General features: G+C 66.2%; 8 protein-coding genes. 5 read left to right on the top strand and 3 right to left on the bottom strand.

Annotated elements, in window-relative coordinates; all coding sequences use genetic code 11:
• Positions 1–76 precede the first annotated feature (76 nt).
• Entirely contained in the window at positions 77–853 is a 777-nt protein-coding gene (locus LDO54_RS28405; protein WP_224014284.1) for an enoyl-CoA hydratase, read from the bottom strand.
• A gap of 137 nt (positions 854–990) precedes the next feature.
• On the opposite strand from LDO54_RS28405, the gene paaN reads away from it, so the two are divergent.
• The 5 genes from paaN to paaK all read left to right on the top strand — a co-directional run bounded on the left by paaN (position 991) and on the right by paaK (position 6,726).
• Complete coding sequence (paaN, locus tag LDO54_RS28400) at positions 991–2,691, top strand: phenylacetic acid degradation protein PaaN (protein WP_224014283.1); 1,701 nt, start codon at positions 991–993, stop codon at positions 2,689–2,691.
• A 96-nt stretch (positions 2,692–2,787) separates the two neighbouring features.
• The gene (gene pcaF / locus LDO54_RS28395; protein WP_224014281.1) at positions 2,788–3,990 is read left to right on the top strand and encodes a 3-oxoadipyl-CoA thiolase; all 1,203 of its coding nucleotides are present in this window, start codon (positions 2,788–2,790) and stop codon (positions 3,988–3,990) included.
• Between the two features lie 120 nt (positions 3,991–4,110).
• A complete protein-coding gene (gene paaG, locus LDO54_RS28390; RefSeq protein WP_224014279.1) occupies positions 4,111–4,902 on the top strand; it encodes a 2-(1,2-epoxy-1,2-dihydrophenyl)acetyl-CoA isomerase PaaG in 792 nt (263 codons plus the stop codon).
• Between the two features lie 13 nt (positions 4,903–4,915).
• On the top strand, positions 4,916–5,371 hold the full coding sequence (gene paaI / locus LDO54_RS28385) for a hydroxyphenylacetyl-CoA thioesterase PaaI (RefSeq protein ID WP_224014288.1): 456 nt from the start codon (positions 4,916–4,918) through the stop codon (positions 5,369–5,371).
• A gap of 56 nt (positions 5,372–5,427) precedes the next feature.
• The gene (gene paaK, locus LDO54_RS28380; protein WP_224014277.1) at positions 5,428–6,726 is read left to right on the top strand and encodes a phenylacetate--CoA ligase PaaK; all 1,299 of its coding nucleotides are present in this window, start codon (positions 5,428–5,430) and stop codon (positions 6,724–6,726) included.
• 91 nt (positions 6,727–6,817) lie between these two features.
• Here the strand turns inward: paaK and mltA are convergent, their stop codons facing one another.
• Entirely contained in the window at positions 6,818–8,131 is a 1,314-nt protein-coding gene (mltA, locus tag LDO54_RS28375) for a murein transglycosylase A (protein WP_224014275.1), read from the bottom strand.
• Between the two features lie 110 nt (positions 8,132–8,241).
• Positions 8,242–8,616, bottom strand: coding sequence for a Co2+/Mg2+ efflux protein ApaG (apaG, locus tag LDO54_RS28370; protein ID WP_224014273.1), 375 nt, complete (start codon positions 8,614–8,616; stop codon positions 8,242–8,244).
• Between the last annotated feature and the right edge of the window lie 99 nt (positions 8,617–8,715).

Raw genomic sequence — 8,715 nt, 5'->3', positions numbered from 1 at the left:
CGCTACAGCGCAAGGGGGTGGCGGAAAATAATTCCGCCACCGGCCCGACGGGACTACCAGGCGACTACCCGGCCGCCTACTTGTTCTTGAACGCAGGCTTGCGCTTCTCCACGAACGCAGCCATCCCCTCTTTCTGATCTTCCGTCGCGAACAGCGAATGGAACAGACGGCGCTCGAAATGCACGCCTTCGGCCAGCGTCGTCTCGTAGGCGCGGTTCACCGCCTCCTTGGCCATCATCACAGCGGGCAGCGAGTATTCGCAGATCGTAGTTGCGGCCGCGATCGCCTCGTTCAGCAGATCCGCCGCCGGGATCACGCGCGACACCAGGCCCGCGCGCTCCGCCTCGGCCGCATCCATCATGCGCGCCGTCAGACACAGGTCCATCGCTTTCGCCTTCGACACCGCGCGCGGCAGACGCTGCGTTCCGCCCGCACCCGGAATCACGCCAAGCTTGATCTCCGGCTGGCCGAACTTCGCCGTATCGGCCGCGAAAATCATGTCGCACATCATCGCCAGTTCGCAGCCGCCACCGAGCGCGAAACCCGAAACCGCCGCAATGATCGGCTTGCGGATCGAACGGATGGTCTCCCAGTTGCGCGTGATGTAGTCGCCCTTATAGACATCCATGAAGCTATAGGTCGCCATCATGCCGATGTCGGCGCCTGCTGCGAACGCCTTCTCGCTGCCCGTGATGACGATCGCGCCGATGTTCTCATCCGCGTCGAACGCCTTGAGCGCCGCGCCCAGTTCGTCCATCAAGGCGTCGTTGAGTGCGTTCAGCGCTTTCGGCCGGTTGAGCGTGATCAGACCGACTTTGCCGCGCGTCTCGACCAGGATGTTTTCGTACCCCATACGTCCTCCTTCCTTAATAGAAAAGTCCCAAAAATTTCTTTTACGCCGAAGTTTGACTAATGCTAACATTTGCCAACCAACCGGTCGGTCAATTAATTGGCGCGGGCCTCATCCAACCCCTCAATTCAAGTCGAGCCATGACACATCCGTTTTTCGACAAGCACGAAGGCCTGCTGCAGAAGGCGTTGGCCGCCATCGAGACGCGCGGCTACTGGAGCCCGTTCGCCGAAATGCCGAGCCCCAAAGTGTACGGTGAATCCGCCAGCGCAGACGGCGAAGCCGCGTTCAAGGCGCACCTGAATCACCCGTTCGAACTCGACCAGCCTGCCAGCGGCGAAACCGTCGGCAGCGAGGTCTCGCCATTCGGTTTTGTGCTCGGCGCGCGTTACCCGAAATCGACGCCCGACCAGTTGATTGATGCCGCTCAACAAGCACAACGCACCTGGCGCGCCGCGGGCCCCAAGGCCTGGGTGGGCGTGAGCCTCGAAATTCTCGAACGCCTGAACCGCGCGAGCTTCGAGATCGCCTACAGCGTGATGCACACGACCGGCCAGGCCTTCATGATGGCGTTCCAGGCAGGCGGCCCGCACGCGCAGGACCGCGCGCTTGAAGCGGTGACCTACGCGTGGGACCAGCTGCGCCGCATTCCCGCCGACGCGCACTGGGAAAAGCCGCAGGGCAAGAACCCGCCGCTCGCGATGCAAAAGCGCTTCACGGTCGTACCGCGCGGTACGGGCCTCGTGCTCGGCTGCTGCACGTTCCCGACCTGGAACGGCTACCCCGGCCTGTTCGCCGATCTGGCGACGGGCAACACGGTGATCGTCAAGCCGCACCCGGGCGCGATCCTGCCGCTCGCGATCACCGTGCGCATCGCGCGCGAGGTGCTGCGTGAAGCCGGTTTCGATCCGAACGTCGTCACGCTGCTCGCCACCGATCCCAACGACGGCGCGCTCGTCCAGCAACTCGCCCTGCGTCCCGAAATCAAGCTGATCGACTTCACCGGCAGCACGCAGAACGGCGACTGGCTCGAACAGCACGCGCATCAGGCGCAGGTCTACACCGAAAAGGCCGGCGTGAACCAGATCGTGATCGACTCCGTGAGCGATCTGAAGTCCGCCGCGCGCAACATCGCCTTCTCGCTTTCGCTCTACTCGGGCCAGATGTGCACGGCGCCGCAGAACATCTACGTGCCGCGCGACGGCATCGAGACCGCCGAAGGCCACATGAGCTTCGATCAGGTCGCACGGGCCATCGCGGGAGCCGTCACGAAATTCGTGGCCGATCCGGCACGCGCCGTTGAAGTGCTCGGCGCGATCCAGAACGACGGCGTGACCGCGCGCGTCGACGAAGCCCGCAAGCTGGGCACCGTGCTCGCCGACAGCCAGGCGCTCGACCATCCGCAATTCCCGGGCGCACGCGTGCGCACGCCGCTCGTGCTCGCACTCGATGCGGGCCGCGACGCCGCGACGATCACGCGCGAATGGTTCGGCCCGATCTCGTTCGTGATCGCCACCGACTCCACCGCCCAGTCGCTGGCCCTCGCCGGTGCGACCGCGCGCGACCACGGCGCGCTCACGCTCTCCGTCTACAGCACGAGCGACGAAGTGATCGAAGCCGCCCACGAAGCGGCGATCACCGGCGGCGTGGCGCTGTCGGTCAATCTCACAGGCGGCGTGTTCGTCAATCAGTCGGCGGCCTTCTCGGACTTCCACGGCACCGGCGCGAACCCCGCCGCGAACGCCGCGCTGGCCGACGCCGCGTTCGTGGCGAACCGCTTCCGCGTGGTTCAGAGCCGCGTTCATGTTGAACCCAAAGCGGCGCCCGTTGCAGTCGGCTGAATGGCCTAGGCCGTTCGGCCGAATGGCGTACGACTGCCCGACCCTCTAGCATGCAAGGCATGAGCGCACTCCGCGCTCGTGCCGCAGGAACCTGAGATGACCGAAGCCTATATCTGCGACGCAATTCGCACCCCGTTTGGCCGCTACGGCGGCGCCCTCAAGGACGTGCGCGCTGACGACCTCGCCGCCGTGCCCATCCACGCGCTCGTCGAGCGCAATCCCGGCGTGGACTGGCGCGCACTCGACGACATCCTGTACGGCTGCGCCAACCAGGCAGGCGAAGACAACCGCAACGTCGCACGCATGGCCGCGCTGCTCGCGGGCCTGCCCACCGAAGCGCCCGGCGGCACGCTCAACCGCCTGTGCGGTTCCGGCCTCGACGCCGTCGGCAGCGCCGCGCGCGCAATCAAATCCGGCGAAGCGCGCCTGATGATCGCGGGCGGCGTGGAAAGCATGACGCGCGCGCCGTTCGTGATGGGCAAAGCCGCGTCGGCGTTCGCGCGCGACGCGAATATCCACGACACCACCATCGGCTGGCGTTTCGTCAACAAGCTGATGAAGCAGCAATATGGTGTCGATTCGATGCCCGAAACGGCGGAAAACGTCGCCGAGGAATTCAATATCAGCCGCGCCGATCAGGACGCGTTCGCGCTGCGCAGCCAGCAGAAGGCCGCGCGCGCGCAGAAGGACGGCACGCTCGCGCAGGAAATCGTCGCGGTCGAGATTGCGCAGAAGAAAGGCGATCCTGTGCGTGTCACGCTGGACGAACATCCGCGCGAGACCTCGCTCGAATCGCTCGGCAAGCTCAAGGGCGTGGTGAAGCCGGACGGCACGGTGACGGCCGGCAACGCTTCGGGCGTCAACGACGGCGCCTGCGCGCTGCTGCTGGCCAACGAGGAAGCCGCCGCCCAATATGGTTTGCGTCGGCGTGCACGCGTGCTCGGCATGGCAACGGCCGGCGTCGCGCCGCGCATCATGGGCATCGGGCCCGCGCCCGCCACGCAGAAGCTACTTGCACAGCTCGGCATGACGCTCGACCAGTTCGACGTGATCGAACTCAACGAAGCGTTCGCGTCGCAAGGTCTCGCCGTGCTGCGCGCACTCGGCCTCGCCGACGACGACGCACGCGTGAACCCGAACGGCGGCGCGATCGCGCTCGGTCATCCGCTGGGCGCCTCGGGCGCGCGGCTCGTGACCACGGCGCTGCATCAGCTCGAACGCACGCAGGGCCGCTACGCGCTGTGCACGATGTGCATCGGCGTCGGCCAGGGCATCGCGCTGGCCATCGAGCGCGTTTGACGGCAAACGGCGCGACAGCGCCAACCTGGCAGCAGCACAGCGACCCGCCGGACGACGCAGCGCGGCGGGTCAGGAAGTCCTGAAAGCAGTCCCGAAAAGCAGGCATGGAGGAGACAACCGATGCCCTTTGAAGCGATCCGCGTCGAGACCGACGCAACCACGCGCGTGGCCACCGTCACGCTGAACCGCCCGGACAAGCTCAACAGCTTCACGCGCGCCATGCACCGCGAGCTCGCGGCGGCGCTCGACGAAGTCGAAGCCGCCGGCGCGCGCGCACTCGTGCTCACCGGCGCGGGCCGCGGCTTCTGCGCGGGCCAGGATCTCGCCGACCTCGACTTCACGCCCGGCGCGATGACCGACCTCGGGGCGCTCATCGACGAGCACTTCAATCCGCTGATCAAACGGCTGCAGGCGCTGCCGATGCCCGTGATCGCCGCCGTCAACGGCACCGCGGCGGGCGCGGGCGCAAATCTCGCGCTCGCGTGCGACCTCGTGCTGGCCGCGCGCTCCGCGAGCTTCATTCAGGCGTTCGTGAAAATCGGCCTCGTGCCCGATTCGGGCGGCACGTGGTTCCTGCCGAAGCGCGTGGGCATGGCTCGCGCACTCGGCCTTGCCATGACCGGCGACAAGCTGAGCGCCGAAAAAGCGGAAAGCTGGGGCCTCGTCTGGCAAGTGACCGACGACGCCGAACTCGCCGCCAGCGCTGCCGCGCTCGCCGCGCAACTCGCGAAGCAACCTACGCGCGCCATCGTCGCCACGCGCGAGGCGCTGCGCGCGTCGGCCACGAACACGCTCGATCAGCAGCTCGATCTCGAACGCGATCTGCAACGCGAACTGGGTGCATCCCACGACTACGCGGAAGGCGTGCAGGCCTTCGTCGAGAAACGCGCGCCGCGCTTCGAGGGCCGTTGATATGTCCGCATCGATCTCCACGCAAACGCTCGACGACATGACGCCCGACGAACTCGCCCGCGCCACCGCGCAGGCCATGTACGAAGCCGACGGTTGCAGCCGCGCGCTCGGCATGGAACTGCTCGACGTGCGCGCCGGTTACGCGCGGCTTCGCATGGCCGTGCGGCCCGAATTCCTCAACGGTCACCAGATCTGTCACGGCGGCCTGATCTTCACGCTCGCCGATTCGACCTTCGCGTTCGCCTGCAACTCGTACAACCTCAACACGGTCGCCTCGGGCTGCTCGATCGAATTTCTGCGCCCCGTGCAGCCCGACGACGTACTCACCGCCGAAGCCGTCGAACAGGTGCTGTCTGGCCGCAACGGCATCTACGACATCCGCGTGACGAATCGCGCCGGTGAGACCGTTGCCGTGTTCAGAGGCAAATCCGCGCAGATCCGCGGCAACGTGATTCCTGTCGAGGCGTGACGCGCCCAGCGAACTCGCCCGCAACGCATTCATACTTAAAGCAACTGGAGACATCGATGACTAACCCGCTGCCGCTCGAGCCCATCGAAACGGCCAGCCGCGACGAACTCGCGGCGCTTCAGCTCGAACGGCTGAAATGGTCGCTGAACCACGCGTATGAGAACTCGCCGGTCTATCGCCGCAAGTTCGACGAAGCGGGTGTGCACCCGTCCGAGCTGAAGTCGCTCGCCGACCTCGCGCGCTTCCCGTTCACCACCAAGAAGGATCTGCGCGACAGTTACCCGTTCGGGATGTTCGCGGTGCCGCAGGAGCAGATCTCGCGCATTCACGCGTCGTCGGGTACGACGGGCAAGCCCACCGTGGTCGGCTACACGGCAAAAGACATCGACACCTGGGCGAATCTGGTCGCGCGTTCGGTGCGCGCGGCGGGCGCGCGGCGCGGCGACAAGGTGCACGTGAGCTACGGCTATGGCCTGTTCACGGGCGGCCTCGGCGCGCATTACGGCGCGGAACGTGCCGGTCTCACGGTGATTCCGTTCGGCGGCGGCCAGACCGAAAAGCAGGTGCAGCTGATCCAGGACTTCCGGCCCGACATCATCATGGTCACGCCGAGCTACATGCTCGCGATCGCCGACGAAATGGAACGTCAAGGCATGGACCCGGCCAGTTCGTCGCTGCGCATCGGTATCTTCGGCGCGGAACCGTGGACCAACGACATGCGCGCGGCCATCGAGAAACGCATGGGCATCAAGGCCGTGGACATCTACGGTCTGTCCGAAGTGATGGGTCCGGGCGTGGCCTCGGAGTGCGCGGAAACGCAAGACGGCCCGACCATCTGGGAAGACCACTTCTACCCGGAGATCATCGACCCGGAAACCGGCGAAGTGCTGCCCGACGGCGAATTCGGCGAACTGGTCTTCACCTCGCTCACGAAGGAAGCGCTGCCCATCGTGCGCTATCGCACGCGCGATCTCACGCGCCTGCTGCCCGGCACCGCGCGCACGATGCGCCGCATGGAAAAGATCACGGGCCGCTCCGACGACATGCTGATCATCCGCGGCGTGAACGTGTTCCCCACGCAGATCGAGGAATTGCTGCTCAAGCAGCCCGCGCTCGCACCGCACTATCAGATCATTCTCACGAAGGAAGGTCCGATGGATGTCATGACGCTCAACTGCGAGCCGTGCCCGGAAACCGCGCCCGACTATAGCGCGCTCGATGCGGCCGCGAAGGCGCTCGCCTATGACATCAAGGCGCTGATCGGCGTGACGGCGAAGATCAATGTGCTCGACGTGAACGGTATCGAGCGTTCGGTCGGCAAGGCCAGGCGCGTAATCGACAAGCGGCCGAAGTGAGCACAGGCGAGCGCGCATAGATCAATCGCGCAGCCAGTAAAAAAGCCGGCTGGTCAGCCGGCTTTCTTCATGCGATCAAGCAACTCGAAGCTCACGAGTTCGGGAACAGCAGCCACATGCGGCCGCCCTGCTTCATCTTGCCCGCGAGGTCGCCCGCATCGTCGCCGAGTCCCCAGAAGTAGTCGGCGCGCACGCCGCCCTTGATCGCCGAGCCGGTGTCCTGCGCGAACACGAGGCGGTTCAGCGGCGTGTTCGTGAGCGGACGCGTGGTCGTCAAGAACACCGGCGTGCCGAGCGGAATCGACGACGGATCGACCGCAATCGAACGCTCCGGCGTCAGCGGCACTCCGAGCGCGCCGATCGGGCCGTCGGTGCCGCCTTGCGGCGAGCTATCCCCCGACGGCATCTCGCGGAAGAACACGAAGCGCGGATTGGTGTCGAGCAGCGCGTCGACGCGCGTCGGGTTCGCGCGCGCCCATGCCTTGATGCCCTGCATCGTGGCCTGCGCGGGCGTGAGTTCGCCGCGATCGAGCAGCCAGCGTCCGATCGACTTGTACGGTTGATTGTTCGTACCGCCGAAGCCCACGCGCATCACGCTGCCGTCTTCCATCACGATGCGGCCCGAGCCCTGCACCTGCAGGAAGAACGCCTCGATCGGATCGTCGACCCAGACGAGTTCGTTGCCGCTCAGGATGCCCGCACGTTCGAGCTGCGCGCGCGGCGGCAGCGCGGCGCCCGCGCGATAGCCGGACGGCCAGCGATAAAGCGCGGTCTGATAGATGCCGTGGCGCGTGCGCGAGCCGTGAAGCAGCGGCTCGTAGTAGCCGGTGACGAGGCCGTCGAGCGTGCCGTCGTTATTGGCGAACTGGTAAGGCGTGAAGTACGCCTCGAAGAAGGCGCGTGCGCCGGAAGCGTCGAGGTCGTCGAGTTGCGAAGCCGCCGCGCAGGCGCGCTGCCAGCGCGGCTCGCGGGCGAGGCGCGTGCAGTTCGCGCGCAGTGCCGCCGTCGCGCCGATCAGCGAATCGTCCTGCCAGCCCGGCACCTGCTGCCACGCCACCGGCGTGAGCCGCTGCGCCGCGATCTGCGCGGGCAATGTGGGCGAACCCTTGGGCGGCGTGGTGCGCACGTAGCTCGGGCCGCCGCACGCGGCCAGCAGCGCCGCCAGCGACGCGGCGCCGACCAGCCCGCCGATGCGCCCGAAGCTGACGTTCGCCGCCTTTCCGAAGCCGATACGCGCTCGCTCGCGCAGCGCCGTTAATCCCGGCATCACCCTGGAAAAGCGCGCGAAAACGCGCATACAATGTTTGCTCTCGATGGATGCCGCCATGTCTGATCTGCTCGACGAATACCCGATGCTCATGTTTGGTCTGGAAGCGCTGCTCGCGCTGTTCCTGCTGATTTTCATCGTTGTGTGGACCGCGTCGGGCAGGAAGAAGCACAAGCGCGCCCCGCACGCGCCGCACGACGGGCGTCAGGACTAGCAGACCGCGAAATCGGGGAACGGTTCAACGGAAGTCAGTGCAGCGTGCGCGGCATGCGCAGCACGAACTCGGGCACCGGCGCCTCGAAACGCTCGGCGTCCTCCGCCACGCAGAAGTACGCGCCGCGCATGGTGCCGACGGGCGTGGCGATCATCGCCCAGCTCGTGTATTCGAATTGCTCGCCCGGCTTGAGCAGCGGCTGATGACCGACCACGCCCAGACCCTTCACTTCCTGGACCTTCTCGTCGCTGTCGGTGATGATCCAGTGGCGCGCGATCAGCTGCGCGCTCACCTGGCCGGTGTTGCGGATGGTCAGCGTGTACGCAAACGCATATTGCCGGCGCTCGGGATCCGACTCTTCGGGCAGGTAGCGCACCTGCGACGTCACGCTGAATTCGTACTGACTCATCCTCTTTCCAATCGCTGTTTCTGACCTGCGGGTTTCGGACCACGGTGGTTTCGCCCACTGCGGTACGACCGGGGTCGTAAATTCTTACGCGGTGCAAGG

It is taken from the genome of Paraburkholderia tropica (assembly GCF_914484835.1).
Taxonomy (GTDB): Bacteria; Pseudomonadota; Gammaproteobacteria; order Burkholderiales; family Burkholderiaceae; genus Paraburkholderia; species Paraburkholderia tropica_A.
This window is presented reverse-complemented; position numbering and strand designations above follow the sequence as displayed.